The 17,932-nt window shown below is 37.1% G+C and carries 16 protein-coding genes; 10 read left to right on the forward strand and 6 right to left on the reverse strand.

Going from position 1 to position 17,932, the window contains the following annotated elements:
• Positions 1-19 precede the first annotated feature (19 nt).
• Entirely contained in the window at positions 20-1,528 is a 1,509-nt protein-coding gene (locus VB713_RS00545) for a UbiD family decarboxylase (RefSeq protein ID WP_323309635.1), read from the reverse strand.
• A gap of 378 nt (positions 1,529-1,906) precedes the next feature.
• Between VB713_RS00545 and VB713_RS00550 the strand changes: the two genes are divergently transcribed.
• The 3 genes from VB713_RS00550 (at position 1,907) to VB713_RS00560 (ending at position 5,919) form a co-directional block, all read left to right on the forward strand.
• Positions 1,907-2,335, forward strand: a complete 429-nt coding sequence (locus VB713_RS00550; RefSeq protein ID WP_323309636.1) for a hypothetical protein — start codon at positions 1,907-1,909, stop codon at positions 2,333-2,335.
• 441 nt (positions 2,336-2,776) lie between these two features.
• Positions 2,777-3,670, forward strand: coding sequence for a CHAT domain-containing protein (locus tag VB713_RS00555; protein WP_323309637.1), 894 nt, complete (start codon positions 2,777-2,779; stop codon positions 3,668-3,670).
• A 26-nt stretch (positions 3,671-3,696) separates the two neighbouring features.
• Positions 3,697-5,919: an NACHT domain-containing protein gene (locus VB713_RS00560; protein ID WP_323309682.1), complete on the forward strand. Its 2,223-nt coding sequence runs from the start codon at positions 3,697-3,699 to the stop codon at positions 5,917-5,919.
• A gap of 67 nt (positions 5,920-5,986) precedes the next feature.
• Here VB713_RS00560 and VB713_RS00565 read toward each other — a convergent pair whose 3' ends face one another.
• Positions 5,987-6,259, reverse strand: a complete 273-nt coding sequence (locus VB713_RS00565) for a HigA family addiction module antitoxin (RefSeq protein ID WP_416242395.1) — start codon at positions 6,257-6,259, stop codon at positions 5,987-5,989.
• Between the two features lie 299 nt (positions 6,260-6,558).
• Here VB713_RS00565 and VB713_RS00570 point away from each other — a divergent pair, with 299 nt between their 5' ends.
• The 6 genes from VB713_RS00570 to VB713_RS00595 all read left to right on the forward strand — a co-directional run bounded on the left by VB713_RS00570 (position 6,559) and on the right by VB713_RS00595 (position 12,729).
• Positions 6,559-7,926: a hypothetical protein gene (locus VB713_RS00570; protein ID WP_323309638.1), complete on the forward strand. Its 1,368-nt coding sequence runs from the start codon at positions 6,559-6,561 to the stop codon at positions 7,924-7,926.
• A 455-nt stretch (positions 7,927-8,381) separates the two neighbouring features.
• Complete coding sequence (locus tag VB713_RS00575) at positions 8,382-8,621, forward strand: hypothetical protein (protein ID WP_323309639.1); 240 nt, start codon at positions 8,382-8,384, stop codon at positions 8,619-8,621.
• On the forward strand, positions 8,618-9,079 hold the full coding sequence (locus VB713_RS00580) for an HNH endonuclease (protein ID WP_323309640.1): 462 nt from the start codon (positions 8,618-8,620) through the stop codon (positions 9,077-9,079). Before VB713_RS00575 ends, VB713_RS00580 begins: the two co-directional genes overlap by 4 nt.
• Before the next feature lie 213 nt (positions 9,080-9,292).
• Entirely contained in the window at positions 9,293-10,480 is a 1,188-nt protein-coding gene (locus VB713_RS00585; RefSeq protein WP_323309641.1) for a tetratricopeptide repeat protein, read from the forward strand.
• Positions 10,481-10,809: 329 nt separating this feature from the next.
• Positions 10,810-11,064, forward strand: coding sequence for a DUF4212 domain-containing protein (locus tag VB713_RS00590; RefSeq protein WP_016949821.1), 255 nt, complete (start codon positions 10,810-10,812; stop codon positions 11,062-11,064).
• A 9-nt stretch (positions 11,065-11,073) separates the two neighbouring features.
• Positions 11,074-12,729 carry a sodium:solute symporter family protein gene (locus VB713_RS00595; RefSeq protein ID WP_323309642.1) on the forward strand — a complete coding sequence of 552 codons (1,656 nt, stop codon included), beginning with the start codon at positions 11,074-11,076 and terminating at the stop codon, positions 12,727-12,729.
• A gap of 169 nt (positions 12,730-12,898) precedes the next feature.
• Here VB713_RS00595 and VB713_RS00600 read toward each other — a convergent pair whose 3' ends face one another.
• A complete protein-coding gene (locus VB713_RS00600; RefSeq protein WP_323309643.1) occupies positions 12,899-13,741 on the reverse strand; it encodes a tetratricopeptide repeat protein in 843 nt (280 codons plus the stop codon).
• A gap of 297 nt (positions 13,742-14,038) precedes the next feature.
• Positions 14,039-14,956: a ribonuclease D gene (locus VB713_RS00605; protein ID WP_323309644.1), complete on the reverse strand. Its 918-nt coding sequence runs from the start codon at positions 14,954-14,956 to the stop codon at positions 14,039-14,041.
• Between the two features lie 177 nt (positions 14,957-15,133).
• Here VB713_RS00605 and VB713_RS00610 point away from each other — a divergent pair, with 177 nt between their 5' ends.
• Positions 15,134-15,262 carry a hypothetical protein gene (locus VB713_RS00610; RefSeq protein ID WP_323309645.1) on the forward strand — a complete coding sequence of 43 codons (129 nt, stop codon included), beginning with the start codon at positions 15,134-15,136 and terminating at the stop codon, positions 15,260-15,262.
• 249 nt (positions 15,263-15,511) lie between these two features.
• On the opposite strand, the gene VB713_RS00615 is transcribed toward VB713_RS00610, so the two are convergent.
• Positions 15,512-15,820 (reverse strand): RNA recognition motif domain-containing protein, encoded by a 309-nt coding sequence (locus VB713_RS00615; RefSeq protein WP_015217325.1) that lies wholly within the window; start codon positions 15,818-15,820, stop codon positions 15,512-15,514.
• Between the two features lie 180 nt (positions 15,821-16,000).
• Positions 16,001-17,623, reverse strand: coding sequence for a hypothetical protein (locus tag VB713_RS00620; RefSeq protein WP_323309646.1), 1,623 nt, complete (start codon positions 17,621-17,623; stop codon positions 16,001-16,003).
• Positions 17,624-17,932 lie beyond the last annotated feature (309 nt).

Below are 17,932 nucleotides of genomic sequence, written 5' to 3' on the forward strand. Positions count from 1 at the left end.
CCAGTTATAGCTTAACACTTTAACGCATATCATAACCAAACAAATTAGGATCAACTTCTCCTAGTTTTAAATCTCCTAAACCATATTCTTGCCAACGTCTTTCTACCATTGCCGCTACATCAGCATCTGATTCTAATGGTTCACCCCATTCATGTTCTATTTCTGGGGGAATTTTTGTAGTTGCATCTATACCCATTCTCCCACCCAAACCGAGTTTTTCACTAGCAAAATCTAAGGTGTCAAAGGGGGTATTTGGTAATATGAATACATCTCGTACTGGGTCAACTTTAGAACTAATTGCCCAGACTACTTGACGCGGATCACGAATGTTGATATCTTTATCAACAACAATCACAAATTTGGTGTAGGTAAATTGCGGTAAGGCACTCCAAAAGGCTAATGCTGCCCGTCGTGCTTGTCCAGGATAAGCTTTATCTATGGAAATAATCGCGGCTTTGTAACTCAATGCTTCCATTGGTAGGAAGAAATCGACTATTTCTGATACTTGTTGCCGTAAAATGGGGGTATAGATGCGGTTAAGTGCGATCGCCATCATGGCTTCTTCTTTGGGTGGACGACCGCTAAATGTGGTCAGATAAATAGGATCTTTGCGGTGAGTCATACAATTAAACCGCACCAATGGTGAATCTTCCACACCACCGTAATAACCCATATGATCACCAAAGGGTCCATCTGGTAAAACTTCCCCTGGTGTAATTGTCCCTTCTAAGACAAATTCTGAATCTGCGGGAACTTCTAAATCTACGGTTTTGCACTTGGCTAATTGTACTCCAGAACCGCCATAAAGCCCTGCAAATAACCATTCTGATAAGTCTACAGGAATGGGTGTGGCAGCTGCCATAATGATTAAAGGATCGACACCGAGTGCGATCGCCACTTCTAATTTTTTACCACGTTCTGCCGCTTTGCGTAAATGTCTCGCACCCCCCCGCACCGATAGCCAGTGTACGGTCATGGTATTATGAGATTGAAGTTGTAAACGATACACACCTACATTTGGCGTTCCCGTCTCACAATCTTTAGTAATTACCAATCCTAAAGTAATAATCTTGCCGGCATCTCCCGGATAAGGACGTATTAAAGGTAACTTATTTAAGTCTAATTCATTCCCTTGAATTACCACCTGTTGACAAGCAGGAAAAAAGTCCCTTCCTGGTTTGGCTTTCACCACGTCAAACAGCACTTTACCAAAATCTATCGCTTGGGAAATCTTTTTAGGTGGTTTGGGTTGCTGAAGCATACTCAGCTTCTTCCCCAGAGTTTCCAACTCCTCTGGTTTTTCCATATTCATCGCCCAGCATATCCTTTCCACAGTCCCCATTAAATTCACCGCAACGGGGAAAGATGCACCTTTGACATTTTCAAAGATTAATCCTGGCCCACCTTTTTGCAGCATTCGGTTGGAAATCTCCGCAATTTCCATATCTGAGTCAACTAAAGCCGAAATTCGCTTCAATTGTCCTCTTTCTTCTAGAATTTTGATAAATCCCCGTAAATCTCGCGCCATGTTCCCTAAGAATTAAGAAGTGTAAAGTCTTCTTAATCTTAACTTGATGTTTACATAGTAAATTAGTACTATTTCTCAATACTATGGTCAAACAAAAGAACACGCAATAGCGATCGCTTTAGAACAACTAGCCGATGAGTATCGCCGAATAGTAGAAGACCAAGAAAATATAGATTGGGACACAGTAGAGCAATTGCACTCTGGAGAACCAATTACCAAGCATTATCATGTTGAGAGGTAGAGAGTAGATTAATGCTGGTATATTCGATGGCGCTAGCCACAGAAGACTAGTTGAGGTTATTCTTTCTTGGTTTATTATCTAATTGGTAAACGAGTAATATTTCTATCTGCTAAAGCGGTTTTGGAGCTACAGAGAAAATGAATTTTTTATTAAGAGCTATTCTGTTGCTAATTAATTTAGGAACAGGAGGTTATTTTATTCTAGCTAATCCTCTAAAAATTTCCGACCAAACATCAACTAAACTTACTTTTCATATTCGACCAAAAGTATTTCTAGGTATGGGACTACTTTTGAGTCAGTTTATAGTTTACTTTTTATTTAGTACTTTGATGTTTGCACCTATTACACAACTTGTTTGTAATCGTTCTACAAACAATATAGCTATTTCAAATAATAATTTAAGTACAACAGAAAATACTCTAACAGTCGGATGTAAATTAACAAACAATGATTGGTTTGGTCAAGAAAAAAGTCAAATAATAGTTTCTGAGTTACTAGTACCTCTCGGCATAAATACGCCTACCTTTCTCAAGGGTTTCAGATTACAGACTTTTCACCAACTTTAATGGTGGGTTTACTTACGCCAACCTGTACTAGAGGCTAAAACAGTTAGGCGAACTGCTTGCAGCAGCGCTAGTTCCCTCCGGGACGCTCCGCGAACGCTATCGCCTTCCAGAAGCCTTTGAACGCGCAGTTACAGTATAAAAGTTAAGGCTCTTCATTACTTGTTATGCCAAATATGAGTTTATTTACCCCAAAATCTTTATAAATAAAGGGCTTTGTTGTTTTTGATGCAAATTTATGTTTAATCAACCGATGGATTAACCTACAATCCTTATATGGCAAGGATTTTAAAATTTTATGAGTTAATTTAGCATAGTAAGTACCGAAGAGCCAAAGTTAAATACAAATTTACTGCTTGAATCATAATCAAAATGACCATTAAGAAAAACTTAGGAGTTCATCGCAATTTTTGTCTAAAATAGAACTAAAAGATTTTGAAATCAATGACAGATACCAGTAATCTTAATGATATTATTCAACGTATCCTTAAAGGAAATCAAAGCGATGCCAATGTTGAAGCTTTGCGTCAGTGGTTAAATAAAAGTGGTATTCAAAATCTGCAAGTAGGTAAGTACAACGTTAATATTGGACAGGGACAAGATATTCATTTTGGCGATCGCACTTACCAAGGACTTGATGCACAAGCGATTCGAGAAGTTGCTCGTGCTGTAATTCAGGGTTCTAATGCCGCAGATATTCGAGAAATTATTCACTCTATTCCTAAAGAGGAGTTTCAGAACTTGGCACAAAGGGAAAATCCTCAAAGTAGTTCACGCAAAACCATTTTAGTGTTAGCCTCCAGCCCCACCAATGAAGCGAGATTGCGCTTAGATAAAGAGGTGCGAGAAATTGAGGAGGGTTTGCGAAGGTCGCAGCATAGAGAAAAATTTACTTTGCAGCAACGTGGGGCTGTTCGTCCTGATGATTTACGTCGTGCCATGTTGGATTTTAATCCCCAGATTGTTCACTTTTCTGGACATGGTTCTGGTGAAGATGGATTAGTTTTAGAAAATGATTTAGGAGAAGCACAACTTGTTTCAACTGAGGCTTTAGCAAATTTATTCAAACGATTTGCCAGCCGAGGACTTGAATGTGTTGTTCTCAACGCTTGCTACTCGGAAATTCAAGCAGATGAGATAGTTAAACATATTGATTATGTAGTGGGGATGAATAGTAGCATTGGAGACGATGCAGCTATTAAATTTGCAGTTGGTTTTTATGATGAACTAGGGGCTGGTTATTCTTATGAAGATGCTTATAACGGTGGCTGTGATGCGATCGCCCTGCAAGGAATCCCAGAAGAATATACGCCAATTTTAAAAAAAAAGTCCAACTAACGGTAACAAATCCGGTTGATGACTTGGTGCAGAAAGTGCGATCGCATTTTTACGACTACATCCAAACTTCACACGGGAAAATGCCACTTTTGGGTGTTAGCCATTCGGTAGATTTGGGTGAGTTGTTTGTGGATGTTAATATCGTAGAAGCAATAAGTAGCGATCGCAGATTGGACGCAGATGATCTGTGGCAATATTTTACAGATGGTATTCAGATATATTCCAGTTATCGTAGTGTTGACCGAATTGGTAGTTATCGTAGTTTTGACCGAATTGGTATAGGAAATCAGCAACAGCGAGTATCTGGGTTAGAAGTGCTGGATAAAAATACCAATTTGATGGTGTTGGGAAAACCAGGTTCAGGCAAAACAACTTATCTACAGCGTATTGTCACTGAATGCAATCAAGGTAATTTGCAACCGCATCGAGTTCCAGTATTAATTAAAATCCGGGAATTTGTGGATGATGGTTGTGAATTTGAATATAATTTAAAACCTTATTTGACTCAATATTGGGAACTTAATAAAACTGAGACAGAATTAATTTTAAATCATGGTAAAGCCTTAATTTTATTAGATGGTTTAGATGAAGTATCAGGAACACATGGACGGGAGATATCTAAAAAAATTAAACAATTTGCTCGTAATTACCCACACAATCAATTAATAGTGACTTCTCGCACAAACAGAATAGAGGATGATTTTAACTGGAAATCACTTCGTTTTGATTTTATAGAAGTTGCAGATTTTAATGAACAACAAATAAACATATTTGCCGAACACTATTTTAATGCTGTTAATTCTCATAAACAAGAAGGAGAAAAAAAGACAAAAGAATTTTTAAAAAATTTCTATTTAGAAGAAAATAAAAATATTCGAGAATTAGCGATTACACCAATTTTATTAGGTTTAACTTGTGCAGTATTTAATGAACGAGATAAGTTTTATTCAAAACGTTCAACATTATATGAAGAAGGATTAGAGTGGCTGTTAGAAAAGTGGGACAAGTCACGAGAAATTGAGCGGGATGAAATTTATAAAGATTTGTTGCCTGAACAGAAACAAAAACTTTTGAGTTATTTGGCAGTAAAGAAGTTTGAACAAGACAAATATGTGTTGTTTGACCAAGAGGAAATTGAGGGGTATATTGCTGAGTTTTTAGATATTACACGGCGAGATAGTCGAGTAGTTTTAAAAGCGATTGAGACGCAACATGGTTTATTGATTGAACGAGCGCAGAAGGTTTGGTCATTTTCACATCTCACCTTCCATGAATATTTTGTTGCACGGGAGATTATCACTGTTCAGAAGTCTTTAGTTAAGGAACTGCAAGCCCTGATTAACTACATCACTAAAAAGCATTGGCGTGAAGTTTTTTTAATGGCTACCGAAATGTCACCCAATGCTGATGAATTGTTGTTAGGGATGAAACAAGCAATAGATTTTTTATTGGCAAGAAATACCAATTTTCAAATATTTTTGCACTGGTTAAAAGAAAAATCTAACACTGGGAAAACCCAATACAAGCCTTATGCTGTTAGAGCATTTTATATATATTTAGTCGGACGAACTAGCAACATTATTCCTCTGACTGGTAATGAACTCTATTGTAGGCTAGATCCTAATCTTCATGGTGATCTCTCCCTTTTTCGTGAGATTGCTATTTTCTTTACTAAAACTCACAACACCCCTCTATTTAAATTTTTATCTAATGCTTTTGTCTGGGCAAGAATTGATGATTTATTTGAGGCACTTCATCTCTCTCTCTTTTCTGCTTACGAAATGGCTCTTGATCTAGCTTTATCTCTTATGCTTTCTATCACCCTAGCTAAGAATAATGATAATGATATTAAACTTCTTGGCGACTTGTCTTTATCACTTACCCTGGCTCTGCTTTTAACACAAGAGCTAGGAAATGAACAATTACACCAAAAATTACAAATTCTTAGGACTCAACTACCTGATCCTCAAAATGACTGCTATGCTTTTAAATCTTGGCAACAAATGGATCGAGGTCTTTGGCGACAAGAGCTAATAGATAATGTTATTAAAAATCATAACTTAGCTCATGATTGGCAATTTTCAGAAGATGAAATAGATTTATTATCACAATATGTTTTATGCAATCAAGTTCTGGTACACTGTTTGAATAATAATGTTATAAAAGATGAAATAAGTATTGAAATTAAGGATACATTATTACTACCCATTGCTGAAATCGAAAAACGCAAACGTGAAACAACTGAATAGAGCAATCATCTCATGATTTGTATGAATTTTAGGCTACATCATCAGAGAGAAACTTAGGAATTTGATTCTAAACTTCTGAATTTTCTGCAAATGCTTGACGTAAATCATATTGTGTTTGTAAATTTAACCAAAACTGGGCAGTGTTACTAAAATATTGGGATAGACGCAAAACTATATCTGCTGTAATACTCCGCTTTCCAGATAAAATTTCGCTAATTCGTGTCTGAGATACACCTATATCTTTGCTTAATCTATAAGGTGTGATATTCAACGGTTCTAAGAATTCTAGTTGTAGGATTTCACCTGGATGAATTTTTGGCAACCGCTTGTTATTCATCATCCCTCGTTCCCAGTCTCTGACTGGGAATGCTAACTTAGAGGCTCTGCCTCTTCTTTAAAGAGTACAAATATGAAAAATATATTTATATGCTTACAGATGCCCAAAGAGTAGTTATGTTCATTTTGGCACAATCATCGGCGAAATGTAGAGATGTTTTTTATCTTAGTCGTCATTAGGAAAGATTTGACATCTTAGTACAAAAATACTATAATAGTAGAAAGATAGATTTTTCTCACGCAGAAATGCTGAGGCGCGGAGAGGAAAATAGAGTTTTTACCAGATAAAATTTAGGGGGTTTTATGTCGGAGTTAAATCATAAAATTTCGCTGTTGGAACTTGTTCAAATTTTGTCTGATTATCGTCAATATATCCTCGTTAATATTAATAAGCTAAAGGAAGATTACCACAGAACGAGTATTAAGCGAGTTAAAGGTATGAGAGATATCAATGGTGATTTAATCACTCCTTGGTTACAAACAGAAGATATCTATCCTGGTGATTTTGTGCAGATGGGTGTATTTGCCATGAATCGCAATACGGCTACTATTAATATGTTGGTGAAGCGTAAAGTTAAGCTGATAAAAGCTGAAGATAATACGCCGATGATTGAGGTTGCGGGTTTGTTGGCTAATGATTTGGACAACTTTAATAATTATACCATTGTTAAAGATGGTAAACTCAACGTAACTGCATTAAATATCAAAATCAGCAATAAGAAAGTATTTGATTTATTGAAAGCTAAAGATGTAGTTTTTGCGGATAAGTTTGATTTCAATTCTGAATATACTCTGGATTTAAATAATCTATCTTTAGTTCCTGTGAATGTGAGTTTCAGCAGTATTGATGGTTTATTTATTCAACTTGCAGAAATAAAGGTTTTGACTAGTATTCTTGCGGCTCATTTACGTCATGAGTCAGATGTATTTATTGTCAATCAATTAGAGGAATTAAGAAAACATTATTTATCCAAAAACCTGTATCTGAATTTCCCCACTACTCAGGAATATCCAAACACGATTGATTCTCATCTAAGTTATAAAATTGAATTTGGTAATCACGAGATTCTCAATTTAAGTAAGTTATATTCTGCTAATCAATTTTTAGCGCGGAGATATGAAGCTGTAGACAAGGTAACTGGAGAGATTTTCCCTAAACCTAGTTTTGATATGGGGTTAAATGAAAATATTTCTTTTCGTCCTAAAGCCATTTCTGCACGGATGAAAATTACCAAAGTTGATGATTTAATGAAACCGATTTTCGATGATTTTCTGGGAATAGATGTAAATGGTAAAGTAGCAGAAATTCTTAATCAAGTGGGTGATAATAGTTTGGCTGTATTTTTATATGCTAAACACGCAGGTAAATCTGTTGACAGAGAAGATTTTATTGCGGCTATGACGACGGCTTACAACAAGTTAGAAGCTTATGCTGATAAAATTTACCAAGAGAAAATTTCACCTTTAGTGTTTTATATTGGTGCAACGGGGCTTTTACCTAATAAAATATCAGCTACAGCAATGACTGCGGATCAACTAGCTGCCAAATATCCCCATTTGCAATTTTCTAAACATGAAGAAGAAGGGACATTTTTTGAAGTTGGTGATACTGTAATTAGTATTTATACTCAAACTGAGTATTACAGTAAAAAGTCATTAGCTGTTAGTTAATTAATTTTGTAGGGGTTTAGCATTGCTAAACCCTGAATATTCTTGACGGTTGATATATTAAAATCTCAATATTTGTCATTAGTGCAGTTTTAGCAGGTCTTGTGTTACAAAAAATGTAATTAGGAAGATTTTCAGAAGTGAAATTATGCGAATTGGTATGAGTTTAGAGCAAATTTATGAAGTTACTAAATTATCTTGAGAATAAGTACAATCCTTACAAAAGGAGATAGAAAATCCTAATTTTGACTAAAGTAACTTCGATATTTTTAGTATCAATTTTCATAAAAATAATATCCCTGATTTACAGTATAAATCGAGGATATTTAATATGAAATTTTCGCGATAAATACGCAATGGCTTTTAGCAATCTCGCAGAGTAGGAATAAATTTATTCAGGGTATAATTTAAATATATGTTATGATAGGAGCATCCCAAAAGTAACAAATAATAAGCCCATGATTACTCAAGTGATGATTCAACCCTCATCCTGGGTAGAGTCTGGAATTGAAATCAGCAAAGTTAGAAATTTAAATTTGTTCAAATTTAGCTCAGAATTACAATCTCGATTAGAAGAACTTTCTGAGAATAACAAAGCTGGAATGCTAACTTCAAAAGAAGAAGCTGAATTAGCAGGAATACTAGAACTAGATAGGATTTTTACTTTACTGAATGCTAAGATAATTGCTGAGTCATGACAGTTAATGATGCAACGAGAAAATTAGTCAGGGAAAGAGCTAAATTCCTTTGTGAATACTGTCATTCTTTAGAAGAAGCAAGTGCAGCTTTATTTGCTATTGACCATATTATTCCCCAATCTATCTCTGGTTCATCTGATGACCCTGATAATTTAGCTTTAGCTTGTCAACGTTGTAACGGATACCGCTATAATTTTACAACTGGTATTGACCCGGAAACTAAAGAAATAATCCCAATATTTAATCCTCGAAAACAAAAATGGTCAGACCATTTTATTTGGTCATTAGACAGTTTAAAAATTATCGGTATTACTCCTACAGGAAGGGCTACTTGCAATCGCTTAGACCTCAATGATGAACGGCATAATGAAGGTTCTATTATAAAAGCACGTCGTTTTTGGGTAAAAGGTGGTTGGCATCCACCATATGAAGATCCCCGACAAAAAGAGGAAGATTGAAAGTTACAAGATTATTTCAATCAGGATAAATACAAATTTAGCGATGTCTTAATACTAGGAAGAATTGATAAACTAACCACCGTAAAAATAAGCCTAAATCCCAACTACAAGCCAAGAACATAGTGAAATTCAGTAGATATTTGAGATTTTTGCCTCTTGATAGGGAATACTAAAATTAGATACCTTGTCACATCAGAGCAAACTTCTATCAATATGGACTGGACAACACCACTCAAAGCACAACAGACTGATTTTATTCAAAGACTTAAATCTGCTAACTTACTCCGTTGTGACGAAAAAGGCCAGCATAGTGAATTAACTGTCATTTCTGGTAAAAGGTTAGACCAATTACGGGATTTTTGCTGGGAAATGGTGAGAAAGTATAAACCAACCGACCCCAAAAATTACTTTATCAACAACATGAAGGGGAAGCTGGGTGAGGAAGTTGTCAAATCCCGTTTAGCTGATTTTGTCACGGAAGTTGACTATGAAAAGCGCGTTGGTGGTGATGGAAAAGTTGATTTTACCTTAACTTCTGATTCATCAGTTGGTATTCAGGTTAAAGCCCGTAATGGCAACGTTGATAAAATTCAATGGTCAATTAGCCAGGAAGAAATTGAAAAAAATGCTGTTTTAGTTTGTATTTTAATTCAAGAGGAAGTAAGCGAGGCTCAGGCTGAATATAATCTAATTTTGGCGGGATTTTTACCAACTAATATGATTACCTCGGCTGCTAGTAAAGCTTTGGTGGTAATAGATCAATTGCTTTATTTTGGGGGTTTACGCAGCTATTTAGAGAGTTTGACATCTTCTGAAGCTGACGAATATATTCGCCTGGGTAATGAGTGTCTTGAGAAAGAAGATTATCAAGATGCTTTTGGTTATTATACTCAAGTATTGCAACTGAGACCAAATAATGAAGATGCTTATTTTTACAGAGGAAAAGCCCGTTATTATTTAGGAGATAAGCAGGGTGCAATTGAAGATTTGACTCAGGCTATCAAGATTGATCCTAACTTTGCCAGTGCTTACTTCAATCGAGGTGTTGCCCGTTCTAAATTAGGAGATAAGCAGGGTGCAATTGATAATTACACTCAGGCTATCAAGATTGATCCTAACTATGCTAATGCTTATCACAACCGAGGAGTTGCCCGTGATGATTTAGGAGATCAGCCAGGTGCGCTTGATGATTACACTCACGCTATACAGATTAATCCTAACTTTGCCAGTGCTTACTTCAACCGAGGAGTTGCCCGTGATAAATTAGGAGATAAGCAGGGTGGAATTGATGACTTTCAAACAGCCGCAGATATCTATAAGCAAATAGGTGATGAAGCAGGTCACAAAAACGCACTTTCCTACATTCGTCATTATAGCACTGAATGGATTGATACATGGTGATATTAATGTTGTAAGACTTACATACGGTTCATGAAAAATCTAGGTTTCAAATTGCGTCCCGACCATCACAATGAAGACAATATGTTGATCTTGCCTAAGATACAAAGTTGGGTTAAAGAAAATGAAATTCAACCTTGTTTCTCTATTTCTTCCTTTGCGCCTCCGCGTCTTTGCGTGAGATAAAAAAATATATTTAACTTACCCAAAAATCGCCATAAAAAATAGAACTAACTACTTAATATAGAAAACTTAACAAAAAAACGCCAAAATAAAACAGCATTATCTCGACTTGCTGATATTATCTGTGATGCAATGATGATAGAAGAAAAATGGACGAAGATCAGCGTCGCGCTTATTGGCGTGCTAACACCACCTTAATTAGAAATCTTTTAATTGTTTGGGCTTTAGTGTCCCTAGTTTTTAGTATTTTGTTGGTTCAACCATTAAATGCAATTCGCTTTTTTGGTGTTCCTTTTGGCTTTTGGATGGCACAACAAGGATCAATTTTGGTTTTTGTGGTATTGATTTTTACTTACGCTTTCCAAATGGATAAATTAGACCGCAAATATAATACCAAAAAGTGAGGAGAATCTGTGTCAGTTGAACTTTGGACGATTATCTTAGTTGGACTTTCTTTTGTTGTTTACATTTACATTGGTTGGCAATCTAGAGTAGAAAATACTAAAGACTTTTTTATTGCCGGTCAGGGAATACCTGCAATTGCAAATGGTGCGGCTACGGCGGCTGATTGGATGTCTGCGGCTTCATTTATCTCAATGGCGGGGTTAATTTCGTTTTTGGGATATGATGGTTCTATTTATTTGATGGGTTGGACTGGTGGCTATGTTTTACTAGCATTATTATTAGCGCCTTATCTGCGGAAGTTTGGTAAATATACAGTACCGGATTTTGTAGGCGATCGCTATTACTCTAACATAGCTCGTTTGGTGGCGGTAGTTGCAGCCATTTTCGTGTCTCTCACATACGTCGCTGGACAAATGCGGGGGGTGGGAATTGTCTTCAGTCGCTTCTTACAAGTAGACGTGAATACTGGCGTGATTATCGGCATGATCATTGTCGGCTTTTTTGCGGTTTTGGGAGGCATGAAAGGCATTACCTGGACGCAAGTAGCCCAGTATTGCGTATTGATTTTCGCATATTTGATTCCCGCAATTGCGATCGCATACAAACTCACAGGTAATCCTATTCCCCAACTGGCTTTTACCACCAGTGATATCGCCGATAAACTCAACCTCATTCAACTTGACTTAGGTTTTAAAGAATACACCCAGCCCTTTGCTAACAAATCAATGCTGGATGTCCTATTCATCACCATTGCCTTGATGGTAGGAACTGCTGGTTTACCCCATATCATCGTCCGATTTTACACAGTAAAAAGTGTTCGTGCTGCCCGTTTTTCTGCTGGTTGGGCGTTATTATTTATTGCCATTCTCTACACCACAGCCCCCGCAGTCGGGATGTTTTCTCGTTATAATCTAATTACTTCTTTGCATAATCAAAAAATTGTCGAAGTACAGCAATTAGATTGGGTAAATAAGTGGGAAAAAACAAAACTTCTAACTTTTGAAGATAAAAATAAAGATGGACGTTTGCAGTTAACTCCTAATAAAGAAACCAACGAAATTATAATTGACAAAGATATTATTGTTCTTTCTACCCCAGAAGTAGCTAAACTTCCAGCTTGGGTAATTGCTTTAGTTGCTGCTGGTGGTTTAGCCGCTGCTTTATCCACAGCATCGGGCTTATTATTAGTAATTTCTAGTTCCGTCGCCCATGATGTGTATTACCGCATTTTTGATTCCACAGCTTCAGAAGAAAAACGGGTATTTGTGGGGCGAGTTGTCGTTGGTTTAGCCCTTGTTCTCGCTGGATATTTTGGGGTAAACCCACCGGGATTTGTCAGTGAAGTGGTAGCTTTTGCCTTTGGTTTAGCGGCTGCAAGCTTCTTCCCGGTGATATTTCTGGGGATTTTCGACAAACGCACTAATTCTGAAGGTGCGATCGCCGGAATGTTAACAGGTTTGATATTTACAATTATCTACATTGTCGGCGTAAAATTTGCCGGGATGACACCCTGGTTTTTTGGTGTTTCTGCTGAAGGAATCGGGACTTTAGGGATGATTATTAACTTTATTGTCACCCTGATAGTTTCTCGACTAACACCACCACCTCCCGCAAAAATTCAGGCTTTGGTAGAAGATTTACGCACCCCGATCATTGAAGAATAAAAAAGATAGGGAGAATTAATTACGTTCGCGTAGCGTGGCTTTAGCCATAGGAAATATTAGTAATTATGTAAGGATTCAGGATACATAATGTTTGATATAGCAAGGAACAGAAGAAAAAATTCCTTCATCCTTCATCCTTTTACCTCCTGACTCCTGAATTCTTACGTAATTATTGCCCTAATTCTTGAATATTCTTCATCACTTGTTGATACAAGTCTTTGTTACCTTCTTTATCAAAAATAGCTGCTGCCCTTTGCAAATCTTGTAATGCTCCACGTTTGTCTCCGATGGCTGCAAGGGCGTTACCTCGGTTATTGAAAGCGGGACCAAAATTAGGATTGAGGCGAATGGCTTGATTATAATCTGCGATCGCTTTCTGTTGATCTCCTTGAGCAAAGTAAGTATTTCCTCTGTTATTATAGGCAACAGAATAGTTCTGATCTATGCGAATAGCCTCAGTATAATCACTCACAGCCCCGTTTTTATCTCCTTGGGCAGAACGAGCATTTCCTCGGTTATTGAAGGCTTCAGCATAATTGGGAGCCAAGCGAATAGCTTCATTGTAATCTGCGATCGCAGCTTGCTGATCTCCCAAAGATGCACGGGCATTGCCCCGGTTGTTGTAAGTTTCGCCATCATTGGGGTTGAGGCGTAATGCTTGATTATAATCTGCGATCGCACCCTCTTTATTACCTGCATCGAAATACGCCAAACCCCGACTTTTAAAAGCGGGAGCATATTGAGAATTAAGGCTAATCGACTTACTATAGGCAGCAATAGCAGCTTCGGAATTGCCCTTAGCGTGTTGATTCTGCCCTTGAATATAGAATTCTCCCGCTTTGGATGTTTTCGCTGTCAGACGATTGGGAGGACTAACTCCTACTTCTGTCACCAAAACATCCTGATTTCTACTGCAAGCAACGCATAAAATTCCACTTAAAGCAGTAAAAAAAGCTATAGTGAATATTCTGCCTAGTACTTGCTTTTTAGGTGTCAATAACTGCCATTCCATAAGTTCTTATAAACCGCTTTCACTCCTGGAGGAAATTAGTACCAAAATCTATTTTTTCACTCCATAATAATTTTAACTATTGCTGGAAATTTTAACTCAATTAACCAGTTTTCCTCATATTCTTTATTTTTTAATAAAATCCTCTTCAAAGTTTAAACATAAGTTTTTAAATTTAATGTGTAAATAATTTCTTTTTTTGTGTTTAATTTGTTCTCTAATCACTCAAATTAACCACACAAAGCACAATTAACTATTGTCTAAACCTCTGAAAATCTGCCTGATACCAAATATTTATAACTAATTATTCACCTCACTTTCCGGTGCTTTCGCAGTTAGTCTCCACACAGGATTTTTTTCAATATCCACATCTAACTGTTCCAAGTTTTTACCTAAATCTTTTTGTATTTTTTCGGTCAGCGTAATTGAAAAATCTAAATCAATATCATAATTTTCCATCAATCGCACTAGTTCTTTAAACTTAACTTTTACAGTTTTGCGTTCATAATTACTGATTTGGCAATATGCCGTTTCTGATACACTCTGCACCTGCATAGCTTTTTTTAATCGCTCTTGCAAATGCTCAAATTCTGAATTAATGAGCTTCCGTTTTTGTTCAACTTCTGTATATGTTTCCGAAAGTAGAGTTAAGTCTTCTGTTTCCGGTTCTGGGTTAATTGTGGCTTGCAATGCCAATAACTGTAAATGTATTTGAGCTAAATAAATGCAATCGAAGTAAGCATATTCTATTTGCTCGTCAGTTAAAGGTCTTTTTCCCCAATCACTACTTTGTTCTTGTTTATCAATACCATGAAAATTACAAAGGACTGTAGCTAATGTTTTCAGTTGATAATTAGGTAAAGGCAAAATATAGTAGGGTATTTGTTTGGCAATTTCTAAAGTACAAGTAATATTTTTAGCTTTTTTATTTCCTAAAAATTTGACATCATAACTAGCATTATGAAATACCTTTTCAATATCCGCATTCATCATTATTTGCTCAATAAAATCAGCAATCACTTCCGACTGTTCTAGAACATCCAAAATGTAAATGCTATTACCACTCATATCTTGAGGATTATCCAATATCTGAATCAGCGATAATTTAGGATTACGACTTTTATAGTCAGCAACTTCTGTATCTATCCACAAGGTTTTTGCTTGACTATATTTAGTAATCAGGCAATGAATTTCGCTGGCAGCAGTAAGATAAGGCATTGGTAGATGTAGGGGGAGTGTAACTTAGTCATAGTTTTATAAATTAACATTTTGTGACTAAATTTGCTCTTTGCTGCCCCACTATTATGATTACTTTTCTCATAAATTCTTGCCAATCTGCCAAAATACTCATAAGGATAGATGCGCTTCCTTTTGAAAAATCGCAAATTAAAATCTATGCACAAATCAATAAATCGTCAATGGCGTTTAGCTACGCGTCCTGTGGGTGAAATCAAAGAAAGTGATTTTGAGTATCGGGAAGAAGCAATTCCTGTCCCAAAAGATGGTGAAATACTGGTACCCTAGTGGGACAAATTGATTATACAACCCACATTCAGCATGAGTAAATGCTGAAAGCCTTGTTATCATTGGATTGTAGATAATTACAAAAAATCAAAAAATACCTGCGGAATGTGGGATACAAATTTCTGACGAACCATAATTCAGAAAACTATCCATTAAAAAGGCTCAAGTATTAATACTTGAGCCAATTCTAAATTCAATTAAGTTATTAAGCCTGTTGAATTAGCTAAAAGACTAGATAGAGTCTATAGCTTAGTAACGGTTACGAGCGCCGCCACCACCACTGCGATTACCACCACCAAAGGAGCCACCTCTGTCTTCTCTGGGTTTAGCCTTATTTACTTTAAGGTCACGTCCCATCCACTCAGCACCATCAAGAGCATCAATGGCTGTGGTTTCTTCTTCATCTGTACCCATTTCTACAAAACCAAAACCGCGCAGTTTACCTGTTTCACGGTCGGTAGGTAGTTGAACACGTTTCACTGAACCATATTCTGCGAAGACCGCAGTTAGGTTGTCTTGGGTAACTTCATAAGAGAGGTTGCCTACGTAAATTGACATAGAATGTCTCCAAAATCATAAGAGTGCAGAGATTTAGATTTCGGAGAAAAGTCTGGAAATATCAAAAGGAAAAAGCCCATCAATGTTAAGAACAAACGCCGTCGCCGAATTACTTCTCAACTACTATGATGGCATAACAATTAACTCTTGACAAAAAAGAGGCAAAAATTTTACATAAGGTTATATAAACACATCAAATTTGATGAGGTTAATATCCAAATTTGTAACCCCATTAAGGATAGCCAGAGTTTTGTCACCAAATCTAATCTCAGTATTGCCGCTCATTTCCTGCAAAAGCAAAGTAGCTGAGGAAATACCAAGGGCAGCAGCACCATTAATACTAATCACATCAATACCAATTTCAAAGTCGAGAATTGTATTAGCAGTTGCTGGTAGTTCAGCGTTAACAATCTGGAAATTATCGGCACCAGCACCACCACTTATGAGATTACCACCACCTGTCTGCACAATGAATTTATCATTGCCATCACCGCCCAAAGCCCTATCACCACTACCCAGGTAGAAGGTATCATGGCCTGAACCACCTGACATCCGACTACCACCTTTACCATCAGTAGCATCAAAAATGTCATCTCCTGAACCACCAAAGGCGCGATCGCTCTTGCTAACATCTATGATGTCATTACCACTACCTAAGAAGACGCGGTTATTACTTGCATGACTTTTAATAGCTAAGTCAACCGCATCATCACCAGCGCCTGTAAATACAATATCTACAACAGCTTCTAAATCCACACCTGCTTTTAAATCATCATTTCCCGGAGTTCCAAACACCAACTGGCTTTCTGTGGGGAAAAAAGTTATACCAACAGGACGCTCAAGAACTGGATTCGTAGGAACTAAAACCTGAACTGGGTTAACAGGTGAATTACCCTGACTTTGATAGCTGAGAACAGCGCCCTCCATCGTGTTGCTATCAAAACCAACTGTAAGTAAATCGCCATTAGGAGCAAAAGCAAGTCCACCAATAAAATTATTGCTTGGTGGTGTATTAGTTGTATAGTTTGTAGAAAGAGTATCGACTAACTCCCCATTTTCCAAGTCATAGCGGCGGATGTCGTTAGCAAAATCACTCACATACAAATCACCATCTTCACCAAGGACTAAACCAAGCAAGCTGACAAAACCAAAGCTGTCTGGTGAAGGTGAAGGAGTAGCAAAAACTGTTGGTGTTGTCCCGGCTACTAGTGAGTCGTAACGTAAAACCTGACTAGGTAAACCTGCACTAAAATCAGGAAAAGCTTCTCCAGTATCAGGATTAACTTCGGCTACAGTACCTTGGGTGGTAACATACAGACTATCATTGATAAAAAGTAGTCCGTTCGGACCGTTTAAACCTCCTGACGCACCATTCCCTTGAGCAAAAACATCAATGAATTCACCAGTTGAACTGTTGTAGCGCAATATTTGATCACTAAGGAAACTGGAAACGTAAAAATTACCATCAGGTCCATAAGCAATACCGTAAGGACGAATTAAACCCCCGCTTTCATCTAAGTCTGTATTTGGATTATCACCCACAAAGACATCAATGAAATTACCAGTCTGTCCGTCAAATCTCAATATAGAAGAGTTTGCTGATTGCGTTCCGCTGGCTATATAAAGGTCGCTTTTACCATCACCATTTCCATCTGGTCCGAATAGTAAGGTATCAGGGTTATTGAGTCCACCCAGACCAGGGGTGATAAACTCACCTAAATAGTTCCCTGTATAAGCATCAAAGCGAAGAACATTATCGCCTCTAGTATTACCAACGAGAATACTACTATTTCTGTTTTGCATATTTCTATAAAAGCTATCAGGGATTAGGTAAAATTGAGGAATGACCTTTGTAACAATTTACCATAATTGGCAATAATATCGTCAGGGCGTTGTGCGATCGCACTTGAACTGAACAACTAAGTTAATTTTATACTAAGCAAGTACGTGATAATGATAATTCCAATCTTAACTTTCTCATTTCTCATAGAATCCGCTCCAGCATAACTACCTCCTGTCTCTTGCCTCTGTGGGTATTCCTAGCTACCAAACCAACTCCCTAGACAGTAGTTAACAGTACAACAGTACCTGCAAAGCATAGATTAAGGTCTA

Source organism: Anabaena cylindrica UHCC 0172, assembly GCF_034931625.1.
In the GTDB taxonomy this organism is placed as follows: Bacteria; Cyanobacteriota; Cyanobacteriia; order Cyanobacteriales; family Nostocaceae; genus Anabaena; species Anabaena cylindrica_A.

Coding starts and splice junctions, on each gene's coding strand:
- VB713_RS00545 (WP_323309635.1), bottom strand. CDS start 1,528: ATGGCGCGAGATTTACGGGGATTTATCAAAATTCTAGAAGAAAGAGGA.
- VB713_RS00550 (WP_323309636.1), top strand. CDS start 1,907: ATGAATTTTTTATTAAGAGCTATTCTGTTGCTAATTAATTTAGGAACA.
- VB713_RS00555 (WP_323309637.1), top strand. CDS start 2,777: ATGACAGATACCAGTAATCTTAATGATATTATTCAACGTATCCTTAAA.
- VB713_RS00565 (WP_416242395.1), bottom strand. CDS start 6,259: ATGATGAATAACAAGCGGTTGCCAAAAATTCATCCAGGTGAAATCCTA.
- VB713_RS00570 (WP_323309638.1), top strand. CDS start 6,559: ATGTCGGAGTTAAATCATAAAATTTCGCTGTTGGAACTTGTTCAAATT.
- VB713_RS00575 (WP_323309639.1), top strand. CDS start 8,382: ATGATTACTCAAGTGATGATTCAACCCTCATCCTGGGTAGAGTCTGGA.
- VB713_RS00580 (WP_323309640.1), top strand. CDS start 8,618: ATGACAGTTAATGATGCAACGAGAAAATTAGTCAGGGAAAGAGCTAAA.
- VB713_RS00585 (WP_323309641.1), top strand. CDS start 9,293: ATGGACTGGACAACACCACTCAAAGCACAACAGACTGATTTTATTCAA.
- VB713_RS00590 (WP_016949821.1), top strand. CDS start 10,810: ATGGACGAAGATCAGCGTCGCGCTTATTGGCGTGCTAACACCACCTTA.
- VB713_RS00600 (WP_323309643.1), bottom strand. CDS start 13,741: ATGGAATGGCAGTTATTGACACCTAAAAAGCAAGTACTAGGCAGAATA.
- VB713_RS00605 (WP_323309644.1), bottom strand. CDS start 14,956: ATGCCTTATCTTACTGCTGCCAGCGAAATTCATTGCCTGATTACTAAA.
- VB713_RS00610 (WP_323309645.1), top strand. CDS start 15,134: ATGCACAAATCAATAAATCGTCAATGGCGTTTAGCTACGCGTCCTGTG.
- VB713_RS00615 (WP_015217325.1), bottom strand. CDS start 15,820: ATGTCAATTTACGTAGGCAACCTCTCTTATGAAGTTACCCAAGACAAC.
- VB713_RS00620 (WP_323309646.1), bottom strand. CDS start 17,623: ATGCAAAACAGAAATAGTAGTATTCTCGTTGGTAATACTAGAGGCGAT.